Origin of the sequence: Pantoea sp. JKS000250 (assembly GCF_003201065.1) — a bacterium.
Taxonomy (GTDB): Bacteria; Pseudomonadota; Gammaproteobacteria; order Enterobacterales; family Enterobacteriaceae; genus Pantoea; species Pantoea vagans.
On record NZ_QICZ01000002.1, the window covers coordinates 1 to 25,481 of the forward strand.

21 protein-coding genes are annotated in these 25,481 nt (G+C 58.0%); 5 read left to right on the plus strand and 16 right to left on the minus strand.

What is annotated here, in order from left to right; translation table 11 throughout:
- From BY447_RS19775 to malT, 3 genes are all read right to left on the minus strand, one after another.
- Window positions 1-374 (minus strand): CHASE sensor domain-containing protein (locus tag BY447_RS19775; protein WP_323859513.1); only part of this gene is annotated, 374 nt, incomplete at its 3' end.
- Between the two features lies 1 nt (window position 375).
- On the minus strand, window positions 376-936 hold the full coding sequence (locus BY447_RS19780) for a YfiR family protein (RefSeq protein ID WP_110331967.1): 561 nt from the start codon (window positions 934-936) through the stop codon (window positions 376-378).
- A 362-nt stretch (window positions 937-1,298) separates the two neighbouring features.
- Window positions 1,299-4,001 (minus strand): HTH-type transcriptional regulator MalT, encoded by a 2,703-nt coding sequence (malT, locus tag BY447_RS19785; protein WP_110331968.1) that lies wholly within the window; start codon window positions 3,999-4,001, stop codon window positions 1,299-1,301.
- Between the two features lie 282 nt (window positions 4,002-4,283).
- Here malT and malP point away from each other — a divergent pair, with 282 nt between their 5' ends.
- Together malP and malQ are read left to right on the plus strand one after the other, a co-directional pair.
- Window positions 4,284-6,686: a maltodextrin phosphorylase gene (malP, locus tag BY447_RS19790; protein WP_110331969.1), complete on the plus strand. Its 2,403-nt coding sequence runs from the start codon at window positions 4,284-4,286 to the stop codon at window positions 6,684-6,686.
- Window positions 6,687-6,694: 8 nt separating this feature from the next.
- Window positions 6,695-8,761, plus strand: coding sequence for a 4-alpha-glucanotransferase (gene malQ, locus BY447_RS19795; RefSeq protein WP_110331970.1), 2,067 nt, complete (start codon window positions 6,695-6,697; stop codon window positions 8,759-8,761).
- Window positions 8,762-8,923: 162 nt separating this feature from the next.
- Here malQ and BY447_RS19800 read toward each other — a convergent pair whose 3' ends face one another.
- From BY447_RS19800 to malK, 5 genes are all read right to left on the minus strand, one after another.
- The gene (locus BY447_RS19800; protein ID WP_110331971.1) at window positions 8,924-9,307 is read right to left on the minus strand and encodes a type II toxin-antitoxin system death-on-curing family toxin; all 384 of its coding nucleotides are present in this window, start codon (window positions 9,305-9,307) and stop codon (window positions 8,924-8,926) included.
- Entirely contained in the window at window positions 9,304-9,525 is a 222-nt protein-coding gene (locus tag BY447_RS19805; protein ID WP_013196184.1) for a type II toxin-antitoxin system Phd/YefM family antitoxin, read from the minus strand. Before BY447_RS19805 ends, BY447_RS19800 begins: the two co-directional genes overlap by 4 nt.
- 194 nt (window positions 9,526-9,719) lie before the next feature.
- Window positions 9,720-10,655 (minus strand): maltose operon protein MalM, encoded by a 936-nt coding sequence (malM, locus tag BY447_RS19810; RefSeq protein ID WP_110331972.1) that lies wholly within the window; start codon window positions 10,653-10,655, stop codon window positions 9,720-9,722.
- A 98-nt stretch (window positions 10,656-10,753) separates the two neighbouring features.
- The gene (locus tag BY447_RS19815; RefSeq protein ID WP_110331973.1) at window positions 10,754-12,055 is read right to left on the minus strand and encodes a maltoporin; all 1,302 of its coding nucleotides are present in this window, start codon (window positions 12,053-12,055) and stop codon (window positions 10,754-10,756) included.
- A gap of 43 nt (window positions 12,056-12,098) precedes the next feature.
- The gene (gene malK / locus BY447_RS19820) at window positions 12,099-13,208 is read right to left on the minus strand and encodes a maltose/maltodextrin ABC transporter ATP-binding protein MalK (RefSeq protein WP_013196181.1); all 1,110 of its coding nucleotides are present in this window, start codon (window positions 13,206-13,208) and stop codon (window positions 12,099-12,101) included.
- A 362-nt stretch (window positions 13,209-13,570) separates the two neighbouring features.
- On the opposite strand from malK, the gene malE reads away from it, so the two are divergent.
- Genes malE through malG form a run of 3 tightly spaced genes read left to right on the plus strand, consistent with a single transcriptional unit; the run spans window position 13,571 to window position 17,269 of the window.
- The gene (malE, locus tag BY447_RS19825; RefSeq protein ID WP_033785017.1) at window positions 13,571-14,761 is read left to right on the plus strand and encodes a maltose/maltodextrin ABC transporter substrate-binding protein MalE; all 1,191 of its coding nucleotides are present in this window, start codon (window positions 13,571-13,573) and stop codon (window positions 14,759-14,761) included.
- 58 nt (window positions 14,762-14,819) lie between these two features.
- Window positions 14,820-16,346, plus strand: coding sequence for a maltose ABC transporter permease MalF (malF, locus tag BY447_RS19830; RefSeq protein ID WP_107320394.1), 1,527 nt, complete (start codon window positions 14,820-14,822; stop codon window positions 16,344-16,346).
- Between the two features lie 32 nt (window positions 16,347-16,378).
- Window positions 16,379-17,269 carry a maltose ABC transporter permease MalG gene (gene malG / locus BY447_RS19835; protein ID WP_110331974.1) on the plus strand — a complete coding sequence of 297 codons (891 nt, stop codon included), beginning with the start codon at window positions 16,379-16,381 and terminating at the stop codon, window positions 17,267-17,269.
- Window positions 17,270-17,351: 82 nt separating this feature from the next.
- On the opposite strand, the gene BY447_RS19840 is transcribed toward malG, so the two are convergent.
- From BY447_RS19840 to BY447_RS19875, 8 genes are all read right to left on the minus strand, one after another.
- Window positions 17,352-17,960 carry a TetR/AcrR family transcriptional regulator gene (locus BY447_RS19840; protein ID WP_110331975.1) on the minus strand — a complete coding sequence of 203 codons (609 nt, stop codon included), beginning with the start codon at window positions 17,958-17,960 and terminating at the stop codon, window positions 17,352-17,354.
- Entirely contained in the window at window positions 17,935-18,552 is a 618-nt protein-coding gene (locus tag BY447_RS19845) for an NAD(P)H-dependent oxidoreductase (protein ID WP_033785013.1), read from the minus strand. The genes BY447_RS19840 and BY447_RS19845 overlap by 26 nt, the downstream gene beginning before the upstream one ends.
- A gap of 106 nt (window positions 18,553-18,658) precedes the next feature.
- Entirely contained in the window at window positions 18,659-19,729 is a 1,071-nt protein-coding gene (locus tag BY447_RS19850) for an iron-containing alcohol dehydrogenase family protein (RefSeq protein ID WP_110331976.1), read from the minus strand.
- A gap of 9 nt (window positions 19,730-19,738) precedes the next feature.
- Entirely contained in the window at window positions 19,739-20,407 is a 669-nt protein-coding gene (locus tag BY447_RS19855; RefSeq protein WP_013196174.1) for a methionine ABC transporter permease, read from the minus strand.
- Entirely contained in the window at window positions 20,395-21,183 is a 789-nt protein-coding gene (locus BY447_RS19860) for a methionine ABC transporter ATP-binding protein (RefSeq protein WP_110331977.1), read from the minus strand. The genes BY447_RS19855 and BY447_RS19860 overlap by 13 nt, the downstream gene beginning before the upstream one ends.
- Window positions 21,176-21,979: a MetQ/NlpA family ABC transporter substrate-binding protein gene (locus BY447_RS19865; RefSeq protein WP_110332276.1), complete on the minus strand. Its 804-nt coding sequence runs from the start codon at window positions 21,977-21,979 to the stop codon at window positions 21,176-21,178. Before BY447_RS19865 ends, BY447_RS19860 begins: the two co-directional genes overlap by 8 nt.
- 35 nt (window positions 21,980-22,014) lie before the next feature.
- The gene (locus tag BY447_RS19870; RefSeq protein WP_013196171.1) at window positions 22,015-23,034 is read right to left on the minus strand and encodes an isopenicillin N synthase family dioxygenase; all 1,020 of its coding nucleotides are present in this window, start codon (window positions 23,032-23,034) and stop codon (window positions 22,015-22,017) included.
- Window positions 23,035-23,164: 130 nt separating this feature from the next.
- Window positions 23,165-25,480, minus strand: coding sequence for a molybdopterin-dependent oxidoreductase (locus BY447_RS19875; protein WP_110331978.1), 2,316 nt, complete (start codon window positions 25,478-25,480; stop codon window positions 23,165-23,167).
- Window position 25,481 lies beyond the last annotated feature (1 nt).

Here is a 25,481-nt window from a genome sequence, read left to right on the forward strand (position 1 = left end):
TTGAGGTAAATCCACTCACGCAGCAATCGAGAAAACCAGCCCGTCTGTTCCCGCTGTGCATGCCACTTGGCCAGAACGATGTTGTCGCGGGTAACCAGCTTTGCAGAGTCATACATGCCCTCATTGCCAAACCGTTCAATTTTATTACGCGCATCGTAGCTGTCGGCAAATACGGTTGCCGCAGTGAGCGTGGTGCTTAGCGTCGAGCCGATTAAATCAAGATTACATTTCTCATAGTTTTTAATAAAAATGAGCGACGTCGATGACAGCAACAACCAGCACAACAGTAATATCACCGCCGAATTGATGGTGCTTATTTTCCGCAGTTTATTGCGGATGGATGATTTATCGTGCTTGAGTTTATCGAATTTCATTTCATTCACTTCCCTCGCGGGAGAGTAAAAGCACATCCGGATTCACTCTGACACCGCTTCTGGCAAGTGAATCGAGATTAACGGAGAAGTGCGTATGGTCCGGTTGAAAAATCAGGCAAAAAGCGGCACCCACAGCGCATTCCGCATTGTTCTCTGCCAGGGTAAGCACCGCTCTTCCCTTCAGCTGCTCAATAATGTCCACCTGCTGCTGCGGTGTCTGATCGCCGAAATAAAGGGCATCGCAGCGATGCGACGCGAGATCACCTGCACCCGCAAGATAGACCACGGTGAATGTCGCTGCTGCAGCGGCGCTGTTTTCCGGCAAAGAGAGATGGCGTGCTGAAGTAAAAACACATAATTCAGGCGGCTTATTTAAATTTTGCCAGTGGGTAAAACTGATGATGCCGCTGACGATACGATTAGCCTTGTTATCCTTTATCCCGGCCAGCGCAACAGAGGGATGAAGACTCAGCAGAATAAGTAGCGTTAAGGCGATCTGGCAGATGCGGCGCACCAGTAGCAGCACATCGACGTCATGATGAAGGTGATATTTATCGGTCATACTGCGTTCCGGTAATACTACGCACGGCAGGAGAGCTGGATAAGCGCACAAATATTAACATAGCGCGGGTTACGCTTGCACACGGAATTTTCTTAGCTATAGATCATTCTGCTTATACTTTCAGACAGGCTTATTCACGGAATAGTCTTCGGCCGTAACGGCTTTTGACAGCGACGGCCGGCAGAGGATTAACGCATTTCACCGGCTATTTGTGGTGGATAATTACGTCTCTCTTCTGGTGCAGCAATCCGCTCAACTATTCGTTTTAAGGCACAGACTGGATAAAGACGTCAGAATAAACGTGATGCTGATAATCTATCGCGCCAGCGATATTCCGCAATTAATCTGTCCCCTTAACACCCTCAGACATACCCCATCATTTTCAGCAGCGACTGCACCTGATTCATCGCTTCGCTGCGATGTGACACGCCCAGTTTCTGATAGAGATTGCGGATATGAGTTTTGATGGTAGTAGACGCCACCGCCAGCTCACCGGCAATCTGATCGTTGCTGTAGCCCGAATAGATTAACCCCAGCACCTGCCATTCGCGCTGCGTCAGCGGGCTGGTGCGGATCAGTTCCGGCACGTCAGGATGGTTAAGCAACCGGCTGACAAAGCCTTCATCGAAATGGGCGAACTTGTGACGGTGATATTTGTTGATCTCCAGCAGGATGCGGCGGGCGCGGTGGCTGTCCAGCTCATTCAGGGTATTAAGCTGTATCAGCTGCCGCAGTTGCTGCGCCATCATCTCGCCTTCAATGACAAAGTGGCTGATAAAGCCGGTGCTGCGCGCCAGTTTCAGCGCCTCGATCAGCACGCGCTGCGCCTCCGCCTTGCGGTCGGTCTGCCAGTAGATCTGATTCAGCAGCAGCAGATTACGGTTTAAGTCGCTCATCAGGCGCAGGGCGCGGGCGTTCTCATTCAGCTCCTCCAGCACCACTTCCGCCTGACTGACATCGCCCAGCAGAATCTGCGCGCGGGCGATGTTACGCCACTGCCCCTGCAGAAAATGGTTGTTGGCGAAGGCGGGTTTGGGTGTCAGCCGCATCCAGTCTCGGGCGTTCTGGCTTTCGCCTGTCATCTGCCAGTAGATCACCCGCACTTTGTCGGCATTAGCAATCCAGTCGCTGTGCCAGTTACCGTTGTTCAGCAGGTTTTCCAGACGGTTAAGGTAGCTGCGGGCGTTATCCAGATTGCCGCGCGCCAGCGAGCACTGCACCAGCAATCCCAGACACTGGATCTGCTGCTGCGGCTGGAAACCGTTCAGCACCTTGATGCCTTCGCGCGCCGCCTGCTCTGCCTCTTCCAGTCGTCCCCAGGCCCAGAGCAGCTGGGCACGTATGCGCAGCAGAAACTCATGCAGCGGGAACTGTGCCAGATGCTGCTCTTCCACCAGCACAAAGGCGCGGCTCTGGATCTCATAAGCAGCCTGCAAAAAGCCCTGCGCAAACAGAATTTCGCTCTGCTGAATCAGGCTCCAGAGCGCGTAGTGCCACACTTCATCGCGACGCGCCATCTGTTCGGTCTGCCGCATCAGCTTAAGTGAATCGTCCAGTTCGCCTTTGCAGTGCATCACCTCACCGTGCACCGAGGTTGCCACAATGCGGCTGTAGTGACGGCTGGCTGGCAGGGTATCAAGCGCCACTTTCGCCAGCCGCTCCGCTTCATCGGTCTTGCCATCGTTGATCGCCACCTGAGCGCGCAACGCATTAAATTCACCGCGCAGTGCCGCGTCAATCTCGCAGTGGCTGGCCTGCTCAAAACGCGCCAGCAGGCTGTCGACTTCTGAAAAGCGATGCTGAGTCTGCATCAGCCACGCCTGCAATAGCACCAGCATCGGGTTGTCGAGCATCATCTCCCACGGCAGCGCTTTTAAAGAGTTCTCCAGCAGCGGCAGCTCGCTCTGATTAAACAGCGTCCAGGCGTGCTTCAGCAGCACGTCCCGCAGCATGGTAGCGTCGCCCGAGGCAAGCGCATGATGAATCGCCTCGCCGGGAAAGCCCTGCGCCATCCAGCTCTCGGCTGCCGCCCGATGCAGCGCAGGCAGCTCTGCCGCCAGTTCCCACTGACAGCGCTGACGCAGGAAGTTGCCAAACAGCGGATGGTAGCTGAACCAGCAGCCGGAGTCGTCCATGCGCTGCAGAAACAGTCCCTGGCGTTCGATCTCCTCCAGCCGCATCTGACCGTTCTCTTCGCGGGTCACGCAGGCGATCAGTTCATCATTCATTGAGCGCAGCAGCGCGGTTTTCAGCAAGAAATGGCGGGTCGGCAGATCGACGTTATCCAGCACCTCTTCAACCAGATAGTCGGCGAGATGGCTGGCATTGATGCCGGAGAGACGCCGGGCGGAATGCTGCGCCGAACTGGCTCCCTGGCGTGCCGATAGTACAATCAGCTGCAGCGCCGTCGCCCAGCCTGCGACATCATCACACAGGCGGCTGCTCTCTTCGCTTTCCAGCGGGGCCGCCAGACGACAGTCAAAAAACTGGCGCGCCTCCTGATGGGTGAACGCCAGCTGCTGGCTGCCCAGTTCGATCAGCTGCTCCCGCACCCGCAGATTAGCGATACCGAGCTGCGGCAGGTTACGAGACATCAGAATCAGGGTCAGATTTTCAGGCTGATGGCGCAGGAAAAAGCGCATCGCGTCATGGATAACCGGATTGGTGATCAGATGGTAGTCATCAACGATCAGCCACAGCGGCTGCTGCCACTCCACCAGCTCGATAAACAGCTGGGAAAACAGCGCGTTGAGATTCACATATTGCCGCTTCTGCGCCAGCAGCTCACTGCGGGGACAGCCGCCGTGTGTTGCCTGTTGCAGTGCCGCGATCAGGTAATCGGCGAAGCGCTCTGGCTGATTATCACCCTCGTCTAAAGAAACCCAGCCCAGATCGCTTTTCCCCGCCGCCCACTGTGACACCAGTGTGGTTTTACCGTAGCCCGCCGGACTGGTCACCAGCACCAGCCGATAGTTACCGGCAGCGGTGAGCTTTTGCAGCAATCTCTCGCGGATCACGGTGCCTTCAAGACGCACCGGGCGACTGAGTTTGGCGGGTATTAACATGGGCGCGCGTTTCTCCATTTGTCGAGCGCATCATTATTTTACGCTTCGTAATTATTCCTTACACAGGTTCAGCATTTCGTCAGATGAATGCAAGCAAACCCATTAATTAAACTTTACAAAAGCGGGCGCAATCACACTCCTGCGGCGATTTCGGATTAGCCTCATCCTCTCCACCCTCCCTATCCTCCTGCCCTAATTCTTTGCAGGAGGATGAGCAATGATTTCCACCCGGGCAGACTGTCGCCTCATTGACCCATTTTCTGTTTTTACAGGACATCAACCATGACACAGCCCGATTTCAACCCGACTCAGTTCAACGCGGCCCTGACCCGTCAGTGGCAGCGTTTTGGCCTGCGCGATGCGCAGGAGATGACCCACGCACAGTGGTGGCAGGCACTCAGCGGTGCGCTGGCCGATATGCTGGCCGCGCAGCCTGCTCCCCCGGTCCCGACAGACCTGCGCCATGTTAACTACCTGTCGATGGAGTTTCTGATTGGTCGCCTGACCGGCAACAACCTGCTGAACCTGGGCTGGTATGACGCGGTTAACGACGCGCTCTCGGCCTGGAACGTTTCACTGACCGACGTGCTGGAAAACGAAACGGATCCGGCGCTGGGCAATGGCGGCCTGGGTCGGCTGGCGGCCTGCTTCCTGGATTCCATGGCGAACGTGGGTCAGCCTGCGACGGGCTACGGTCTGAACTATCAGTACGGACTGTTCCGCCAGCGCTTTGAGCAGTGCGCACAGATTGAAGGCCCGGATGACTGGCAGCGCGATCGCTATCCGTGGTTTAACCACAACGCCGCGCTCAACGTGCGGGTCGGGCTGGGCGGTAAAGTGGTGACCATTGGCGGGCAGCCGCAGTGGCAGCCGGCGTTTGAACTGACTGGTGAAGCCTGGGATCTGCCGGTGGTCGGTTATGAGAATGGCATCAGTCAGCCACTGCGTTTGTGGCAGGCGAAACATGCGCAGCCGTTTAATCTGGGTCGCTTCAATGACGGTGACTTTCTGCGCGCGGAACAACAGGGCATTGATGCAGAAAAACTGACCAAAGTGCTCTACCCCAACGACAATCACCAGAACGGTAAAAAGCTGCGTCTGATGCAGCAATATTTCCAGTGCGCCTGCGCGCTGGCTGACATTCTGCGTCGCCATCATCTGGCCGGACGCAGCATTGAAACCCTGGCCGATTACGAAGTGATCCAGCTGAACGACACCCATCCGACGCTGGCGATTCCGGAGCTGATGCGGCTGCTGCTGGACGAGCATCAGCTGAGCTGGTCTCGCGCGTGGCAGATCACGCAGCACACCTTCGCCTACACCAACCACACCCTGATGCCGGAAGCGCTGGAGTGCTGGGATGTCCGGCTGGTGCGCAGCCTGCTGCCGCGCCATATGATGATTATCAACACCCTGAACGCGCAGCTGAAAACGGCTGTCACGGCGCGCTGGCCGGACAATGACGCAAAATGGGCAAAACTGGCGCTGGTGCATAACAACCAGCTGCGGATGGCCAATCTCTGCGTCACCAGCGGCTTTGCCGTTAACGGCGTGGCAGCGCTGCATTCGAAACTGGTGGTGCAGGATCTCTTCCCGGAGTATCACCAGCTGTGGCCGGAGAAATTCCATAACGTCACCAACGGCATTACGCCGCGCCGCTGGATTAATCAGTGCAACCCGGCACTGAGTGCGCTGATCACCCGAACGCTGAACAAGCCGTGGCTGAACGATCTTGATGCCCTGCAGGGACTGGAAGCCTTTGCGGATGACGCTGCCTTCCGCGCGGACTATCGCGCCATCAAGCAGCAGAACAAACAGGCGCTGGTCGGCTGGATCAAAAACCGCACCGGTATCGAAATCGACCCTACCGCGCTGTTTGATGTGCAGATTAAGCGCCTGCATGAATACAAACGTCAGCATCTCAGCCTGCTGCACATCATTGCGCTGTGGCAGACGCTGGTCAGCGATCCGCAGGCGAATCGCGCGCCGCGCGTGGTGCTGTTTGGTGCCAAAGCCGCGCCGGGCTATGCGCTGGCAAAAAATATCATCTACGTCATCAACAAAGTGGCTGAGGTGATCAATCAGGATCCGCGTATTGGCGACCGGCTGAAAGTGGTGTTTATTCCCGATTACAACGTCTCCGTTGCCGAGCGACTGATTCCCGCCGCCGATCTCTCTGAGCAGATCTCTACCGCCGGAAAAGAAGCCTCCGGCACCGGTAATATGAAGCTGGCGCTTAACGGTGCGCTGACCATCGGCACACTGGATGGCGCGAACGTTGAGATCGCTGAGCAGGTCGGCAGCGAGAACATCTTTATCTTCGGGCATACCGTGGAACAGGTGAAGGCGTTAAAAGCCGATGGCTATGCCCCGGCGCAGTGGCGCAAAAAAGATCCACAGCTCAATCAGGTGTTACAGGCGCTGGAAGATGGCACCTTCAGCCAGGGCGACCTGCACGCGTTTGACGCGATGCTGCACAGTCTTGGCCCGGAAGGCGGCGATCCTTATCTGGTGCTGGCTGACTTCCAGCCCTACCTGGACGCACAGGCGCAGGTTGAACTGCTGTGGAACGATCAGGAGGCCTGGACGCGTGCCACCATCCTCAATACCGCGCGCTGTGGCATGTTCAGCTCCGATCGCGCGATCCGCGATTACCAGCAGCGCATCTGGCAAGCGAAACGCTAAGGAACGCCATGAAAGTTTTGGATGAATTTTCCCTGGCAGGCATCGCTGCTGAGTATATCAATGCACACGGCAAGCCACAGGCGATTCCGACCCTGACCCGCCAGCGGTTGCTGGCGGTGATGCAGCCTTCCCATCCGCTAAGCGCGCCGCTGCCACCGGCGGTAATTTTTCGCAGCGGCGAGTCGCTCAGCCTCTCGCCGCAGCTGAGCGACGATACCCACTGGCATCTCATCAGCGAGGCGGGTGAGATCAGCTCCGGTCGCTGCCAGCCCGCCCAGCCGCTGCATCTGCCGCCGCTGCCCGAAGGCTATCACCAACTGACGCTGCAACAGGACGCGCAGCAGTGGTCATGCCGGGTGATTATTGCCCCCGCCCGCTGTTATGAACCCCCTCAACTGCTGGCGGGTGAATCCTTGTGGGGAGCCTGCGTGCAGCTCTATACCCTGCGCTCGGCCGAAAACTGGGGCATTGGCGACTTTGGCGATCTGCGCCGGATGCTGCCAAAGGTGTCCGCACGCGGCGGCGCGTTTATCGGCCTTAATCCTGTTCATGCGCTGTTTCCCTCCAGCCCGGAGAGCGCCAGTCCTTACAGCCCGTCGTCCCGGCGCTGGCTCAATGTGCTTTACATCGATGTGAATGCGGTGATCGATTTCCGGCAGAGCGCCGCCGCGCAGGCCTGGTGGCAGTTGCCGCAGACGCAGCAGACGCTGGCGCAGGCTCGCGCAGCCGAATGGGTCGATTATGCGGCAGTGACGCGGCTGAAAATTCAGGCGCTGAGCCTCGCGTGGCCGCAGTTTACCCAGCGTGACGCCATCGATCCTGAGGTGCAGGCGTTTAATGCGTTTATCAGGGAAGGCGGCGAGAGCCTGCTGCATCAGGCGCTGTTTGATGCGCTGCATGCGGATCAGATGGCGCAGGACAGCGGGCGCTGGGGCTGGCCGATCTGGCCGGAGGCGTTAAAGCATCCCGGCAGCCCGGCGGTGCAGGCGTTTTTAAATCAGCATCAGGATCAGGTGCGTTTCTGGCTCTGGCTGCAGTGGCTGGCCGCACAGCAGTTTGAAAGCTGCTGGAATTGTTGCCAGCAGCAGCAGATGCCGATCGGACTCTACCGAGATCTGGCGGTGGGCGTCGCCCAGGGTGGCGCAGAGACGTGGAGCGAGCGCGATCTCTACTGCATGGAGGCCAGCATAGGTGCACCGCCGGATATTCTCGGCCCGCGCGGTCAGGACTGGGGATTGCCGCCCATGGATCCGCAGATGATGCGTCAGCGCGCGTGGGAGCCGTGGATCAGCCTGCTGCGCGCCAGCATGCGTCACTGCGGTGCGCTGCGTATCGATCATGTGATGGCGCTGATGCGGCTGTGGTGGATCCCGGCGGGAGAAAGTGCCGACCACGGCGCTTATGTGCACTATCCAATCGACGATTTGCTGGCGATTCTGGCGCTGGAAAGCCAGCGTCATCGCTGCATGGTGATTGGCGAAGACCTTGGCACCGTGCCGGAGGCGATTGTCGATAAGCTGCGGGATGGCGGTGTTTACTCCTATAAAGTGCTCTGGTTCGAACAGACCTCCGATACCGGTTTTCGTCCGCCCGCCAGCTGGCCACGCCAGGCGATGGCTGTCGCCACCACGCACGATCTCCCAACGCTGCGCGGCTGGTGGCAAAGTGACGATCTGACGACCGGCGCGCAACTCGGTCTTTATCCCGACAAAGTGGTGCTGGCCGGGCTGTATCAGGATCGACTCCGGGCGAAACAGGCGCTGTTGAACAGTCTGCATCGGGTCGGTGCGCTGCCGAAACGTGCCGGACGCGATGCACGCCGCACCGGGATGAGTAAAGCACTGAACCGGGCGATGCAGCGCTATCTGGCGGACAGCCACAGCGCCCTGCTGGGTCTGCAACCGGAGGACTGGCTGGATATGGCCGCGCCGGTCAACATTCCCGGCACCAGCGACGAATACCCGAACTGGCGACGCAAGCTGAGCGTGACTGTTGAGGCACTGTTCAGCGATGCGGAAACTGACGTGTTGTTAAGGGATTTAACGACTCGCCGCAGGCGGCGGCTGCGGGGTTAAGGCTGGAGTTAAGATTAAAAGAGCAAACCCCGAAATTTTCGGGGTTAGTTCATTTGATAGCAAATCCTGTCGTCATCATTTACGGACGAAAACCTGCTCCCGGATTATTACGTTTAGGCGGAGAAAATTTCAAACATGCAGGGCTGACAACAAAAATGACTCTTACGGAGACAAAAACGATAATCGCCGCAATACAGCAGCAATGACCTTAGTCGTAGCATCACCAGTAGCGGCAGATACCGTTAATTCTTCGAGTTCATTATCTTCATCACGTATAGCTATGCCGTTACGATTCAAAAAAACCATCGTGACGAAAAATGCAGTTCGCTTATTACCATCATTAAAAATGCGTCCCCGGGATATAGCGATGAGGTAGATGGCGGCTAATACAAAGATATCTTCCACACCTTCATAATAGAGCTGGTTCTGTACCCTATAAATGATAGCTTCTGCTCTCTGGGGTTCTGGCATACCCTTGATACCTGGCAGAACAGCCAGCAGACGATCATGAAAAGCTATCACCTCCTGAGCACTAACCCATTTCATCGGTCAGCCAGTGCCTTCACCGTACGTGAATGTCGCCCCATAATGTCGGCAAATTCGGCATCCAGTTTTGCTTCCTGCCAGGCATTAAAATCGTCGCGACTGATAAGTACAGCAGAAGAACCATCGCGCCGGGTTATTTCTACAGGCTCACCGGCCGTAGCTGTGTCCATGACTTCAGCAATGTTTTGTCGGGCCTCAGTGGTGGTGTAACTACGCATATAGCCTCCTGAAATCAGATAATGAAATGTACATCAGTAACGTACAACTCGCAACTTCAGAGCATTATGTTTGCTCACCCGTTTTTATACAGATTGCTCAGCCAGACAACACCAGGGCAAGGGTGCGTATCGCAACAAAAAAAGGTGCGCCAGAGCGCACCAGATGGGACAACATCAATAGCGTCGGGGCAGCATCACCCCTTGCCTTTAACACTACTGATAAAGGTTTGCCGTGCAGAGGTGGAACCCAGCCGCTCGGCTTCATCCAGCAGTTTCAGCGCCTTGTCGATGTTGCCGCTGTTCACTGCCTGGGTGATCTTCTGATTAAAGTAATGCTCGGTGTCGCTCATGATGGGTTCAGCACGGGCTTTTGGCTCGGGCGCGGCGGCCGGAGCAGGCGCTGCGCTGTAGGCCGTTGCCGCCGGTGCACTGTTACCCACTGTGACCGGGCCTGGCCCGGATGAGCCAAACAGTGGCCCGACCAGAATCGAGGAGCCGGAACTGGTCTGCATTTTCAGCTTAATGGTGCCTTCGCGGCTGTGGCTGGCAACGGGATCGGGGATATCCGGTACGGCATGACCGGTGCCCTGGGCATAGGCTTTGGCCGGATCGAGCAGTGTGGTGGTCTGTGTCAGATCGCTGTCGGTGGTGAACACCAGCAGGTAAATCTTCTGCTGGCCCAGCGCCGGCGTGAGTTTCATCACGCCTTCCAGCCGATCCGCCGTCATCACACCCGGCTTTTGGTAGGTAAAGTAGCGGCTGGGAAACCAGGCCGCCGGACGCAGATTTTCATCCAGCACCAGCACGTTAGGCGCAAAAACCTGACCGTTCTCCACAAGGCTGCTCAGCGTCAGCGTCAGTTCGCCAATCGTGGCGGGCAGACTGTAGGCCGCGACCGGCCCGGCAATGTGTGGCGCGTTCAGCGTCTGGCCGCTATTAGCCAGTTTAGTGGTCTGGGTCTGAGAGGCCGCCAGAGGCTGCCAGCTCAGGCGTTGTAACGTTTCAGGAGCCACGACGGGTGCAGCGGAGAGATCCTGCGGCACCAGATTAACATCGGCCAGGGCAGGCAGAGCGTGCCCTGTCAGCAGCGCCGCACTCAGGCAGAGTGCAGCCAGTTTTTTCATTTTCATTATGCGTACCTTATTGCAGGTCGCGGTGTGAACCAGGCAATGGCACACCACGACCAAAGAGATCCCTCAGGCGCGAGGCCGCGCCTGTCAGAAAAGGTTTACCACCAGATTTCCATCTGCGCGCCGAAGGTGACTTCGTCGTTGTTGCCACGGCTGTTAGTCAGGATGCCGTTGCCGGTGGAGTCAGCAGAGGCGAAGGTAGTGAGATCGCCGGCTTTGTCTTTGCTATAGCCCCACTTCTCATCCCATTTGGCGTAGGTTGCGAACAGACGCAGCGCCGGTCGTGACCAGATGCTGTCACCCGCCTGCCACTGCTGCGCCAGCGTCACTTTGTACTGTCCATTACGCTCGCCGGCCTGCTGCGATTTCACGTTGTCGTAGCCCAGCTCCAGCAACGTACTCATAATCGGCGTCCATTTGTACATCGGGCGCACACCGACGGTGTACCACTCGGTGCCGCGGTTATTGTCCAGATCGATGTTCTGATACATGGCGACGTACATCAGGTCCCAGCGTTCCGCCAGCGAGATTGCGCCGTGATCGAGAATACGATACATGTCACCGTTGTTATTAAGGCTGGTGCCCTGCGGCACGCCTTTGCCCTGCGAGGTCAGCGCGTCGGTTGCGTATTGCAGCACAAACTTGTTGTAGCCTTTCAGCATGCTCTGGGTATGTTCAGCCGTGAACATCCAGCCATCTTTCGACGCACCATCTTCAAGACGGTAGTCATCACGGGCATTGGCACGGCCGTAATCGACACCCAGTTCCAGCACGCCATCCGTGTTAGTTTCCAGACCGGCCAGACGCACATCAAACACGTCGTTGGCGGTGCTGGTGGCGAAGTCACGGATACGATCGCTGGAGAAGGTGTAAGAGCCGCCGGCTTCAGACGAACGGGTTGCCGCGAAAGAGAGCTTACCAAAGCCGAGATCAACATCTTCCAGACCCGCGCCCGGACCGGAGATATCCCAGTAGTAGAAGTCGATCATATGAACGTCGTGACGCTGATAGAAGCGCTTACCGGCCCAGATGGTGGAACCTGGCAGTGCGTCGATCAGGTTTTTACCTTTGACGTTGGCTTCGCGGAAGGCGGGTGAGGTCGCTTCCCAGTCATTCTGCTGTGCCACGGAGTAAGCCACGTTGGTGTCGAAATAGAAGCTTTTGTCGCCCTCTTTCCACACTTCCTGGCCTAATTTCAGTTCGGCGTAGGTTTCACATTCGTTACCCAGACGGTACTTACTTTGAGCGCCGGTCGTCTGGAAACATTGCTGCTCGCCACCGCTGCCGGTCCAGCCAATGCCGGAACGGGCGTAACCGGTAAAATCAACCGCCATCGTCGGGGCGGAGAGGGTTCCCACCGCGACGGCAACGGCAATGGGAAGTTTGCGCAGAGTTAACATTTTCTATCTCCTGAGGTCATTGCTTTTATTGTTTTTGGCAGGGCTATACACCCGGCTCCTGATACAGCCTGCGGCACGCGCTCCCGTCCTCGCGGAACAGGTGACAACGCTCGGGCGGCAGGCCAATACCGAGGATGGCGCCCTCTTTTACCAGCACGACGTCCTCCTGGCGGTAGACCAGGTTCTGACGGATAGCGGGAATCTCGATGTGAATCTGTGTTTCATGCCCCAGCTGTTCCACTACCTGCACTTCCCCTTCCAGGGTAACGTCGGCGATATCGCTGGAGAGCAGATGTTCCGGGCGAATACCCAGTGACATATTGCTGCCAACCTGGACCCCGGCACTGTCCACCGGCAGCCAGACCAGCTGCTGATTCGGCAGCCGCACCTGCACCTGATCGATGGCGGTGGCGGTCACTTTGACCGGCAGGAAATTCATTTTGGGTGAGCCGATAAACCCGGCGACAAAGCGGTTGGCGGGATAGTGATACAACTCAAGCGGCCTGCCGATCTGCGCAATGCGCCCGGCATCCAGCACCACAATCTTGTCAGCCAGCGTCATCGCTTCGATCTGATCGTGGGTGACGTAAATCATGGTGCGCTTAAGGCGCTTATGCAGACGGGAGATCTCAATGCGCATCTGAACGCGCAGCGCGGCGTCGAGATTCGACAGCGGTTCATCGAGCAGAAAGACGCGCGGCTCCGCCACCAGCGTGCGACCAATCGCCACGCGCTGACGCTGGCCGCCAGAGAGGGCTTTGGGACGGCGATCGAGCAGGTGCGCCAGTTGCAGAATCTCAGCGACCTGATTGACGCGCTGATGGATCTCCGCTTTTTTCACCCCGGCCAGCTTCAGGCCGAAAGACATATTCTCCGCCACCGACAGATGGGGATAGAGCGCATAAGACTGAAACACCATGCCGATGCCACGTTCAGCAGGCGGCACCTCATTCATGCGCCGGTCGCCGATTAACAGTTCGCCGCTGGTGATGGTTTCCAGTCCGGCAATCATGCGCAGCAGCGTCGATTTGCCACAGCCCGACGGGCCAACGAAAACAACAAATTCCCCTTCACGAATAGTGAGATCGATATCTTTCGACACCACCGTATCGCCCCAGGCTTTTGTGACATTGCGTAGCACAACGCTCGCCATGATCCCTTCCCTCTTAGCTGCACATTCGTGTCTGCCGGGCGGCAGACGGGTTCCGGGGCTCACTATGCGAGAGGAAACAGGGAGTCACATCCTCCGCCGCCACGCAATCTGCTGGGGGAGGAGGCGGGAGGAGGAGAAACGCGGGCTGACGCGGAAGGCCGCGCGGTGCCGCGCTTTTTTGTGATCGCTGACGCAGACCTGCAGGATTTTTTACCGCTTCAGCTCGCGCTTAAGGCGCTTTTTGCCAGTGCGATCACAGCGATTACGCCAGGGGCGTAGAGCGCGGGAGGATGAGATGCCGGTGTGGATACGCACAATGATGCCGACAGAGCATTCACCACTTCCGCTAACAGGATGGATTTATGACGATGAAAACCGGAGCACGAATTCTGGCCCTTTCTGCCCTCTCTGCCGTGCTCTTTTCAGCAGGCGCGATGGCAAAAATCGAGGAAGGTAAACTGGTCATCTGGATCAACGGTGACAAGGGGTATAACGGCCTTGCCGAAGTGGGTAAGAAGTTTGAGCAGGAGACAGGTATCAAAGTCACGGTCGAACATCCTGACAAAATGGAAGAGAAGTATCCGCAGGTCGCAGCGACCGGCGATGGCCCGGACATTATCTTCTGGGCGCATGACCGTTTTGGCGGCTATGCGCAGTCGGGCCTGCTGGCAGAAGTGACGCCAGATGCCAGCTTCCGCGAGAAGATCTTCCCGTTTACCTGGGATGCGGTGCGCTTTGACGGCAAGCTGATCGGCTATCCGATTTCCGTTGAGTCGCTGTCACTCATCTACAACAAAAAGCTGCTGCCGACTCCGCCAAAAACCTGGGAAGAGATGGCCGCGCTCGACAAGCAACTGCGCGCCAAAGGCAAAAGCGCCATCATGTTTAACCTGCAGGAGCCCTACTTCACCTGGCCGCTGCTGGCTGCGGGCGGGGCTTATGCCTTTAAGCTGACCGACGGACACTATGACGTGAAGGATGTCGGCGTCGATAACGCCGGGGCGAAAGCGGGCATGCAATTCCTGGTCGATCAGGTTAAAGCCAAAACGCTGAATGCGGACACCGATTACTCCATTGCCGAAGCCGCCTTCAACAAGGGCGAGACCGCCATGACCATTAATGGTCCGTGGGCATGGGGCAATCTGGATAAGAGCGGCATCGACTATGGCGTTACAGAACTGCCGACGCTGAACGGGAAACCGTCTAAAGCCTTTGTCGGCGTACTGAGCGCCGGGATCAACGCCGCCAGTCCGAACAAAGAACTGGCGAAAGAGTTTCTGGAGAACTATCTGCTGACCGATTCCGGGCTGGAAACGGTCAACAAAGACAAGCCGCTGGGTGCCGTGGCGCTGAAATCTTACCAGCAGACGCTGGAGAAAGATCCGCGTATCGCCGCCACCATGAGCAACGCGAAACAGGGCGACATCATGCCAAACATCCCGCAGATGGCGGCCTTCTGGTACGCGATGCGCACCGCGACCCTGAACGCGCTGGGCGGACGTCAGAGCGTTGACGCCGCACTGAAAGATGCCCAGGCCCGTCTGAAGAAGTAATTCTCCCTTTTGCAGCCGGGGCAACCCGGCTTGAGTGATCGTTAAGGAAAACCGCATCATGTCAGGAAAACCGAAAACGCGCAGTCTGCTGCTGAAAAGCGTTCTCATCGGGCTCTGCTGTCTGCTGGTCGGCTATCTGCTGGTGCTGATGTACGCGCAGGGAGAATATCTGTTTGCGCTGCTGACGCTGATCCTCAGCGCGACCGGACTGTGGATTTTTGCCAACCGTCGCGCCTATGCGTGGCGCTATGTCTATCCTGGCGTCGCAGGCATGGCGCTGTTTGTGCTATTCCCCCTCGCCTGCACTATCGCCATCGCCTTTACCAACTACAGCAGCAGTAACCAGCTTACCTTTGAGCGGGCGCAGCAGGTGCTGCTGGGCCGCACCTTCCAGTCGGGTGAGGCGGTGAATTTTTCACTCTTCCCGGCGGGCGATCGCTGGCAGCTGGTGCTGAACGATGGCAAAGACAATTTTGTCTCTCCGCCATTTGCATTTGGCGCAGATCAGACGCTGAAAATGACGCCTGCCACGCCACCTGCAGGCGAACGGGCGACGTTCCGAGCGATCACCACCCACCGTCAGGCGCTGAGCCAGCTCCGCGCCGAGCTGCCGGATGGTCGTCAGCTGCGGATGAGTTCGTTGCGCCAGTTCTCCGGTACCCAGCCGCTCTATCGGGCTGGCGCGCAGGATGAGCTGATTAACCAGCAGAGCGGCACGCGTTACCGCGCTAATCCGCAGACCGGTTTTTATCAGGCGGTGAACGCAGACAATAACTGGGACAACGAAACGCTGAGTCCTGGTTTTACCGTGAATACCGGCTGGAAAAACTTCGTGCGGGTCTTTACCGACGAAGGGATTCAGAAGCCGTTCCTGGCGATATTTGGCTGGACGCTGCTCTTCTCGTTGATCACCGTGGTGCTGACCGTCGCCGTGGGCATGGTGCTGGCCTGTCTGGTGCAGTGGGAAGCGCTGCGCGGCAAAGCGGTCTATCGGGTGATGCTGATTCTGCCCTATGCCGTGCCGGCCTTTATCTCGATCCTGATTTTCAAGGGGCTGTTTAACCAGAGCTTTGGTGAGATCAACGTGATGCTGAGCGCGCTGTTTGGCGTGAAGCCCGCCTGGTTCAGCGATCCGACGCTGGCGCGCACCATGCTGATTATCGTCAACACCTGGCTCGGCTATCCCTACATGATGATCCTCTGCATGGGGCTGCTGAAAGCCATTCCCGACGACCTTTATGAAGCCTCGGCGATGGACGGTGCCGGACCGCTACAGAACTTCTTCCTGATTACGCTGCCGCTGCTGTTGAAGCCACTGATGCCGCTGATGATTGCCAGCTTTGCCTTTAACTTTAATAACTTTGTGCTGGTGCAACTGCTGACCAACGGCGGGCCGGATCGCCTGGGCACTACCACGCCAGCCGGTTATACCGACCTGCTGGTGAACTATACCTGGCGTATCGCCTTTGAAGGCGGTGGCGGGCAGGACTTTGGTCTGGCGGCCGCCATTGCCACGCTGATCTTCCTGCTGGTGGGTGCGCTGGCGGTGATTAACCTGAAAGCCTCGCGGATGAAATTCGATTAATAGCCTGATGGACCAGGCGCTAAGGAGTTGTTATGGCTATGGTACAACCCAAATCGCAACGGCTGCGTCTGCTGACCACGCATCTGCTGCTGCTGTTATTTATTGCCGCGATTCTGTTTCCGCTGCTGATGGTGATCGCGATTTCCCTGCGAGCCGGTAACTTTGCCACCGGCAGCCTGATCCCGGAGCAGATTTCCTGGGAGCACTGGCGGCTGGCGCTGGGCTTTAGCGTTGAACATGCCGACGGACGCGTGACGCCGCCACCCTTCCCGGTGCTGCTGTGGTTATGGAACTCGATCAAGATTGCGGCAATCAGCGCGCTGGGCATCGTGGCGCTCTCCACCACCTGCGCCTATGCGTTTACCCGTATGCGCTTTACCGGTCGCGCCAGCCTGCTGAAAGGGATGCTGATTTTCCAGATGTTCCCAGCGGTGCTTTCGCTGGTAGCGCTCTATGCGCTGTTTGATCGTCTCGGCCAGTATCTGCCCTTTATCGGGCTGAATACCCACGGAGGGGTAATCTTCGCCTATCTGGGCGGCATTGCGCTGCATGTCTGGACGATTAAGGGCTATTTCGAAACCATCGATGGGTCACTGGAAGAGGCCGCCGCGCTGGATGGCGCAACGCCGTGGCAGGCGTTCCGGCTGGTGCTGCTGCCGCTGTCGGTGCCGATTCTGGCGGTGGTATTTATTCTGGCGTTTATCGCCGCGGTAACTGAAGTGCCGGTCGCCTCGCTGCTGCTGCGCGACGTCAACAGCTATACCCTGGCGGTGGGGATGCAGCAGTACCTCAATCCGCAGAACTACCTGTGGGGGGATTTTGCCGCGGCGGCGGTGCTGTCCGCGATTCCGATCACCCTGGTTTTCCTGCTGGCGCAGCGCTGGCTGGTAAGCGGATTAACCGCGGGCGGGGTGAAGGGCTAAACGATCATCATTGTACGTTGCCACTGCTTACACAACGCCTGTTGTGGTTGAATGATTCGGCGGCCTGCGGGCCGCCTTTTTTCTAATCCACTTCTGACGCCAGACTGTCTGCCACCAGCGCCATCACCATAGCCGCTATCGCCTGCTGACCTTCCGGCTTGCTGATATCGCCGCGTGCCACTGCGCCTGCGATGGCATCCGCGCCCCCCAGCAGCCCCCACATGCCGGCTTCCGCAATACCGCTACTGCCAGCAAAAGGCGCAAGCCAGCACTGACAGCGGGCAATAAAGTCGAGCTGATAATGGCGTTTGACGGCGGCCAGTTCCGGTGAGGTACTGAGCGCGGAGAGCAGTTCGGGGATTTCGCGCCCCTCCGTCATCACACAATCGACATAACAGGCCGCGAGCACGTCCGCTTTTTGTTGCAGCCTGACTGGCGCGGCATCCATCGCCGCATTCATCCGCTCGCTCTGGCGGCGATCAAAATCGTCATACAACGCCGCCAGCAGCCCATGACGGGTGGTGAAATGGTCATACACCACCGGTTTACTGACACCCGCGGCGTCGCCGACCCGCGCCAGCGTCAGCGCCTCGCTGCCTTCCGTCTGCATTATCTGCCACGCGACGTCTGACAACTGCCTGCGTCGGGCCTCACGTGACAGACGCTTACGGGGTGTTTTTTCTACGGTCATGTTTTTCCTGATGGGCGAACAGACGCTGGCCCAGAGCCTGCGCCAGCTGATAGTGCGACTCAGGATAACCTTCATCGCCGATCAGTAACAGCTCACTGGTCACCACCGGCGCACCGCAATAGTCAAAGATGCCGTTTTCAATCTGATTACGCATGCTGGTGAAATAGCCGCGCCGCAGAAAGGTTCGGGTGTCCGCCGCGCCAATCGCCAGCAGATGCACAGGCAGATGGCCAAGGCGTTTAATTACCCGACCATCCTGTTCGCTGAAGGCCCAGTCCTGGATAAACACCCGGTCGATCCAGCCTTTTAGCTGTGCCGGGAATGACCACCAGTAAATCGGATAGACCAGTACCAGCGCATCGGCGCGGTCCAGTCGCTGCTGTTCCGCCAGCACTTCGGGCGATGCCATAGCCTGACCGTTGAAACGTCGATGATCATCGAGCGTGAAGCGCGGATCAAACCCTTCTGCCGCCAGATCGGCCTTTTCAACCGTGTGGTGCCCTGTCGAGATTATGCCCTGCGCCAGCTGGTCTGCCACGTGGTGGGAATGCGCATCCTGGTCAGGATGGGAAGTCACTATGAGTGCATGCATCGTTGTCACCTTACCTGATTAACCTGATTAGCCAATAAGCTACTAAAAGTAAGTTACTATTGGTAGGTTAGCAAGCAGCAACGTCTGTTCTTCTGACCAACCGCATTTACGGTTTAAACGCAGCCGTCGCCAGCAGAGCCTGCTCCAGTTGATGAGGGTCGAACCTAAAGGGAAGATGCGCCAGGCTGGCGGCCGGAAAGTGGATTTGCTGCGCGATTTGACGCACGGTGTCGGCGTCGATAGCCGCGGGCAGCGTCAGGGGCGAGTGGAAAAGGCGCAGCAGCGACAGCAGTTCCGGCTCGATCTGTTTGCCCTGCTGTTCAATCCATGACTGGATAAGCAGGCTGAAACCGACCTTTTCGCCGTGCAGCCAGTGATGCAGTTCCGGCTGGTGCGTCAGACGATCATGGATAACATGGGCAAAGCCGGGCGTCGCCATTGCGTCCTGAATACTGTTCGCCAGCCCTGCCAGCACAATATTGGCTTCAATCACCTTCTCCAGCGCTGGGGTCACCTGTTGCGCAAGGTTATCGGCCACCGCCGTTTCACCCCATTGTTTCAGCACCGTCACCGCCTGCCAGGCGGCGGCGACTTTAAGATCCAGCGCCATCCGGTGCCGCGTCTGTCGCTGATAAGGTTCAAACTCAAACCATTTTGCCAGCGCGTCAACAATACCGGATCGCAGGTAGCGGACGTCGCTATGGGCAATCACTTCACTGTCCACCAGAATCCATTCCGGCATGGCATTAAGTGGCTGACTGCGAAGATGCCCGCCCTGCTCGTTATAGATAATTGCCAGCGGAGACCAGGCCGCGCAGGTGGCAGCCAGCGTGGCGAAGTTGACCAGCCGCACATCCGGCAGGGCATCGTTGACCGCTTTGGCACAGTCCAGCACCCGGCCACCGCCCACTGCCAGTATCAGGGTGGCTCCGTGCGTCTGCACCCGCTGTTGCAGAGCAGCTATCGCCGCATCGGTGCATTCACCGGTCAGCATGTCGAGCTGCCAGCGAATACCTGCCTGTTCCAGGCTGATGGTCAGTGCCGGATTCACCGCCTGCCAGGCGTTCGGCGACGTGAGGATGTGAATATGCGAGGCCAGCGGCCGGATAATCTCACCCACTTCAGACCGGAGTCCGGGCCGTTGCAGGTAGCCTTTCGGCGACATTACACGAAACATCGATGCCCCTTAACGCCGATAAGCCAGCGAACGCACCAGGCGGTCACCAAGTTTCTGAATCAGCATCACCAGCGCCAGCAGCACCACAATGGTGGCCGCCATGATCTGGTTATCGAAGCGCTGATAGCCGTAGCGAATCGCCAGATCGCCCAGTCCGCCACCGCCGACCACACCCGCCATCGCCGAGAAGCCAATCAGCATCACAATAGTCAGGGTAATGCCCGCCACCAGCGCAGGGAGTGCTTCCGGCAGCAATACGCGGCTGACGATATGCCACAGCGTGCCGCCCATTGAGACTACCGCCTCAATGCGGCCGCGATCGACCTCATCCAGCGCGTTCTCCACGATGCGGGCAAAGAAGGGAAAGGCGCCCAGCGTAATCGGGACAATCGCGGCGGTACTGCCGAGCGTGGTGCCGACCAGCAGGCGGGTAAAAGGAATCAGTGCGATCAGCAGCACCACAAACGGCAGCGCGCGCCCGGTATTGACCAGCGCATTGAGCAGCAGTGAAATCGCGCGGTTAGGCAGAATGCCCTGGGGACGGGTCAGGAACAGCAGCACGCCCACCGGTAAACCTATCGCAACCGTAAAGAGTGCCGCCAGCAGCACCATATATAACGTTTCGCCTGTGGCGTTCAACAGCAGTTCCTGAAACCGATCGCTACTCATGCTACGCATCGGGTTAATGCCTCTCGCTGATATTTTTCAATAAACGCCCGGTCCGCTTCGCCATCCTTCAGCAGCATTTTGCGCAGGCGTCCCTCTTCACGTCCCATGATCTGGCTCAGCGTGCCGCTCTCGACCAGCTGGCCATTCTCCAGCAGCGCCGCACCGTCACAGATACGTTTTACTACCGCCATCTCATGGGTAATCAACACAACTGTGATATTGAGCTGCTGCTGAATATCGGCCAGCAGATCGAGAATCGAGGTGGTGGTTTCGGGGTCCAGCGCGCTGGTGGCCTCATCGCACAGCAGATAACGCGGTCGGGCGGCCAGCGCGCGGGCGATGCCGACGCGCTGTTTCTGTCCACCTGAGAGCTGCGACGGCCAGGCGGCCGCAAAGGACTCCAGCCCCACCAGTTTCAGTAGCGAGGCGACCCGCTGGCGGCGCTCCGCCCTGGGCACACCGGCAATCTCCAGCGCCAGATCGACATTGTCCTGCACGTTACGGGAATGCAGCAGATTGAAGTGCTGGAAGATCATCCCCATCTGCTGGCGCTGCTGACGCAGCTGCGCCAGGCTCAATGTGGCGAGATCCTGACCATCTATCTCAATCCGCCCGTTGGATGGACTCTCCAGCCGGTTCAGGCAGCGCAGCAGCGTACTTTTGCCCGCCCCGCTCCGGCCCAGGATACCAAAGATGGTGCCCTCTTCAATGGTCAGAGAGATATCGTCTAACGCTGGCGCAGGTGCGCCAGCGTAGTGTTTGCTGAGATGACTGAGCTTAATCATGCTGCTGGTCCACGACCGGAATCACAGAGCCCTGATAGGTTTTACGGATGAACTCTGCCACCTGCGGCGAGCGCAGATCTTTCGCCAGCTGAATCACTCGCGGATCTTTCGCCAGTTCAGGCGTGGTCACCAGCAGGTTGGCGTAAGGGTTATGCGCCGCGGACTCCAGCCCCAGCGCATCTTTCGCCGGATTCAGACCCGCTTCCAGGGCATAGTTGCCGTTGATAATGGCGGCATCAACGTCATCCAGTGACCGTGGCAGCTGCGGTGATTCGATCTCAACAATTTTAATTTTCTTCGGGTTTTCACTGATATCTTTCGGCGTCACCAGCGTCGAACCCGCCTCGCCCTGCGCGTTAAGTTTAATCACCCCTTTATCCTGCAACAGCCAGAGTGCGCGGCTCAGGTTGGTGGTGTTGTTCGGCACGGCAATGCTTGCGCCCTCTGGCAACGCTGCCAGCGATTTCACCTTACGCGAGTAGATCCCCAGCGGCTCAATATGCACACTGGCGACCACGGCAAAGGTTTTTCCCAGCGCTTTCTCCTGATCTTTTAAATAAGGCAGATGCTGGAAGTAGTTGGCATCGACATCCCCGGATGCCAGCAGTTCATTGGCATTCACGCCCCCGCTCAGCTCAACAATTTTGATATCCAGTTTCGGATCCAGAGTTTTGACATACTCAAGGATTTCCGCATGCGGCAGCGGATCGGCCGCCACGCGCAGCGGTGCCGCCTGTAAACTTTGAGCAATCAGCAGTGAAAGACCAGCCAGAACCAGAAAGCGCTTTTTAATCATCATCATTTATCTCTTATCGTTATCAGTCGTAGTTTTTAGTGGGTGTTGTGTTCGGGATAGAAACGCTGGGCAACTTCCGGATGCGAACGCAGCCGGCCTTTAAGGTAATTCCAGCCCACTTCTCGCAGGAGCGGATTAAGCGGATCGCTGCTCGGTCCCTGCGCCAGCTCAGCCAGCTGCGGGGGAAGCTGATAGATTGGCACGACGGCGTCGAGCTGTGCGCCAAGGAAGAATGCGATGGATAACCGCTCATTGTTCTGCTGCGGAGACACCACGCGGTGTACCGTCGCGCGCAGATAGCCGTTGGTCGCCAGCTCCAGCAGTTCGCCAATGTTGACCACAAACGCGCCCGGCAAAGGTGAGGCATCGATCCAGTTGTCCGGCGTCACTTCAACCTGCAAGCCCGGCTGGTCGTCCTGTAATAGCATGGTCAGGAAACCCGAATCCTTGTGTGCACCTACACCCTGGCGTGATTCACCCTCGGTGCGGCCCGGATAGCGGATCAGTTTGATGTGTTCGTTGGGATAGTCGCCGTAAAGGTTATCGAAGGCGTTACGTGGCAGGTTCAGCGCTTCGGCAAAGGCGCGCAGCAGCTCCAGCGCCACGGCAGTCATCTGCTGCTGCCAGCGGGTCACCACCGTCTGCAATTCAGGCAAGGCTTCAGGCCACTGGTTCGGCCCCTGCATGCGTTGCCAGGTCGGGGAATCGGCAGTGACGGGCAGCGCTTCGCGCTCTGCGCCAATATCGAACTGCTCACGATAGTCGGGCTGGCTGCGGGTGATTTCCACGCCCGCCAGGTTGTAACCACGAAAATGCGGTGAGTTGGCCATGGCGACCGCCGTTTTGTCCGCCTGCGGCAGAGCAAAAAACGTCCGTGCGACCCGCTGAACCTCATCCAGTAATTCACGGTCGATACCGTGATTAATTAAGTAGAAGAAACCGACATCACGCGCGGCCTGGCTTAATTTTTCCAGAACCTGTCGCTGCTGTTGTTGATTACCTGACAATAATGCGAAATCAATGACCGGCAATTCTGATGGGGTTAACGCACTCATGATTAACACTCTGTTGGCATAGAATCGTTTTACCTTGCCATTTCAGTTATGCGTTAACTACCAACTAATCCTGCTATGGATATGCGGCGGATGGGAATATCCCACCGCCCCTTAAGTCCCCACCCGCAGATTACTCTGTGGTCGGGATCACAAATTCCGGTGGCGACCACGCTGTGATTTCAGGCAGGATCTCGTGGTAAAGCGCAATCTCTACAAAACAGGTCTGCGCGCTGCACCCCTGGCCCAGTCGTGAACTGCCGCGATCCTGGGTCAGCACATTAGGGTTGCCATGTTTATCCAGCGGCTTGCCCTCCTGCTGTTCGAGCGGGTCATACCAGGCCCCGGTCGACATCTGCACCACCCCCGGCAGGATATCCTGTGTCAGATGCACGCCCGCCAGCAGCGCGCCGCGTTCGTTGAACACTTTCACGATGCTGTTCTCCTCAATGCCGCGCGCAGCCGCATCCTCAGGGTGCATCCAGAGCGGCTCGCGCCCGGCAATTTTGGTAGCCCGGCTGACCCGGCCATGATCGTACTGGCTGTGTAGCCGGGTTCGCGGCTGGCTGGAGAGCAGATGCAACGGCCACTGCTGCTTCTCCTGCTGCTGAGCCTGATATTCCGGCGGATACCAGAAGGCAAAACCGGGCGCTTCTTCATAGCCAAAGTCAGCCACCCGCTGCGAAAAGAACTCAATTTTTCCCGATGGCGTGCTGAGCGGGTCCGACTCCGGGTTATCGCGAAATGCTTTGAGGAGGATCTGCGGTGTGTCAGGCGCGGGATATTCCACCATGCCCTGTGACCAGAAGGCCTCAAAGGGCGGCAGTTCAATACCCTGCGCCGCTGCGCGTGGTTGGGAGTCTTCGTAGATGGCTTCAAGCCACTGGCGCTCATCGCGCCCCTGAGTAAAGACATCAGCAAAACCGAGCCGCTGCGCCAGCTCAGCAAAGATGGCGTAATCCGATTTTGCCGCCCCAAACGGCGGCAGATGCTGCGGCATGGCAATAATAAAGCCGTCGTTGCTGGCGCTGCCGATATCCTCACGCTCCAGCGAAGTGGTGGCGGGCAGCACGATATCGGCAAATCTGGCCTGCGCCGTCCAGAACTGCTCATGCACAATCACGGTATCTGGCTGCTGCCATGCGCGTATGAGCTTGTTGATATCCTGATGATGATGGAAGACGTTGCCGCCCGCCCAGTAGACCAGCCGGATATCGGGATAGGTTCGCTGCTGGCCGTCAAACGCGTAGAGACCGCCGGGATTAAGCAGCATGTCGGCGATACGCGCCACCGGTATAGTCTCCTGTACGGCATTATGGCCGGCAGGCAGCCGGGGCCCGGAGAACTGTCGCCGGGCGGCACCCGCCAGATTGGTTGAGGCGTAACCAAACCCCAGCCCGCCGCCGGGCGTGCCAATCTGCCCCAGTAGCGCAGTGGTGGCGACGGTGGCCCAGAACGCCTGCTCGCCCTGCCGCGCACGCTGTACTGACCAGGCAATATTGACCATCGTTTTGTGAGCCGCCATCTGTCGTGCTAACCCGCGAATCTGATCGGCTGCCAGCCCGGTCAGCGGCGCGGCCCATTCGGGCGTTTTGACGAGACCGTCATGCTCACCCTGCAGATAAGCCGCGTAGGTTTCAAAACCCACGGTATAGCGCGCCACAAAGGCCGCGTCATACAGGGATTCCGCAATCAATACCTGCCCGATGGCCAGCAACAATGCCGTATCGGAGCCGGGCTTTATCGCCAGCCACTCCGCGTCGGCCACCCCGACGAGATCGTTTCTGACCGGACTGATGTTGATAAATCGGGTGCCATTCTGCCGCAGTGTGGTCAGCCAGTGGGCCAGCGCATGATCGTTAGCCCCACCGCCATTGACCTGCGCATTGCGCAGCGGCAATCCGCCAATCGCCACAAACAGTTCACAATGCTCCGCCAGTACCGGCCAGTGAGTATGGTGACGTTGTAACTCATCCAGATTACCGATGATGTGCGGCAGCGTGCGTTCACCGGCCGCAATGCTGTAGGTATTGGTGCTGGCGGTGTAGCCGCCGTAATGGTTAAAGAAGCGGTGCAGCTGGCTCTGGGCATGATGGAATCGTCCGGCGCTGGACCAGCCATATGAACCGGCATAGATCGCTTCATTGCCGTGCCCGGTTTTCACCCGCGCCAGCTCGTCCGCCACCAGCTGCAGCGCCACTTCCCAGCTGACCTCGACAAACGGCTCTTTGCCGCGCCTGCTGCGTGAAGCGCTTCTGTTCTGCAGATAGCCGAGCCTGACAGCCGGATTTCTGACCCGGGTTTCACTCTGCACCGCGCCCGGCAGCGACTGACCGATAGCGGACGGATTACGGTCCCACGCCACCGGCCTGACCGACGTCAGCGTATCGCCGTCGGTGGTGACGTGATAGGTGCCCCAGTGCATTACCGTTAAATCATTCTTCTTCATG

Excerpts from the sequence above, each read along its gene's own strand:
- BY447_RS19780 (WP_110331967.1), bottom strand. The coding sequence starts at position 936 with ATGACCGATAAATATCACCTTCATCATGACGTCGATGTGCTGCTACTG.
- malT (WP_110331968.1), bottom strand. The coding sequence starts at position 4,001 with ATGTTAATACCCGCCAAACTCAGTCGCCCGGTGCGTCTTGAAGGCACC.
- malP (WP_110331969.1), top strand. The coding sequence starts at position 4,284 with ATGACACAGCCCGATTTCAACCCGACTCAGTTCAACGCGGCCCTGACC.
- malQ (WP_110331970.1), top strand. The coding sequence starts at position 6,695 with ATGAAAGTTTTGGATGAATTTTCCCTGGCAGGCATCGCTGCTGAGTAT.
- BY447_RS19800 (WP_110331971.1), bottom strand. The coding sequence starts at position 9,307 with ATGAAATGGGTTAGTGCTCAGGAGGTGATAGCTTTTCATGATCGTCTG.
- BY447_RS19805 (WP_013196184.1), bottom strand. The coding sequence starts at position 9,525 with ATGCGTAGTTACACCACCACTGAGGCCCGACAAAACATTGCTGAAGTC.
- malM (WP_110331972.1), bottom strand. The coding sequence starts at position 10,655 with ATGAAAATGAAAAAACTGGCTGCACTCTGCCTGAGTGCGGCGCTGCTG.
- BY447_RS19815 (WP_110331973.1), bottom strand. The coding sequence starts at position 12,055 with ATGTTAACTCTGCGCAAACTTCCCATTGCCGTTGCCGTCGCGGTGGGA.
- malK (WP_013196181.1), bottom strand. The coding sequence starts at position 13,208 with ATGGCGAGCGTTGTGCTACGCAATGTCACAAAAGCCTGGGGCGATACG.
- malE (WP_033785017.1), top strand. The coding sequence starts at position 13,571 with ATGACGATGAAAACCGGAGCACGAATTCTGGCCCTTTCTGCCCTCTCT.
- malF (WP_107320394.1), top strand. The coding sequence starts at position 14,820 with ATGTCAGGAAAACCGAAAACGCGCAGTCTGCTGCTGAAAAGCGTTCTC.
- malG (WP_110331974.1), top strand. The coding sequence starts at position 16,379 with ATGGCTATGGTACAACCCAAATCGCAACGGCTGCGTCTGCTGACCACG.
- BY447_RS19840 (WP_110331975.1), bottom strand. The coding sequence starts at position 17,960 with ATGACCGTAGAAAAAACACCCCGTAAGCGTCTGTCACGTGAGGCCCGA.
- BY447_RS19845 (WP_033785013.1), bottom strand. The coding sequence starts at position 18,552 with ATGCATGCACTCATAGTGACTTCCCATCCTGACCAGGATGCGCATTCC.
- BY447_RS19850 (WP_110331976.1), bottom strand. The coding sequence starts at position 19,729 with ATGTTTCGTGTAATGTCGCCGAAAGGCTACCTGCAACGGCCCGGACTC.
- BY447_RS19855 (WP_013196174.1), bottom strand. The coding sequence starts at position 20,407 with ATGCGTAGCATGAGTAGCGATCGGTTTCAGGAACTGCTGTTGAACGCC.
- BY447_RS19860 (WP_110331977.1), bottom strand. The coding sequence starts at position 21,183 with ATGATTAAGCTCAGTCATCTCAGCAAACACTACGCTGGCGCACCTGCG.
- BY447_RS19865 (WP_110332276.1), bottom strand. The coding sequence starts at position 21,979 with ATGATTAAAAAGCGCTTTCTGGTTCTGGCTGGTCTTTCACTGCTGATT.
- BY447_RS19870 (WP_013196171.1), bottom strand. The coding sequence starts at position 23,034 with ATGAGTGCGTTAACCCCATCAGAATTGCCGGTCATTGATTTCGCATTA.
- BY447_RS19875 (WP_110331978.1), bottom strand. The coding sequence starts at position 25,480 with ATGAAGAAGAATGATTTAACGGTAATGCACTGGGGCACCTATCACGTC.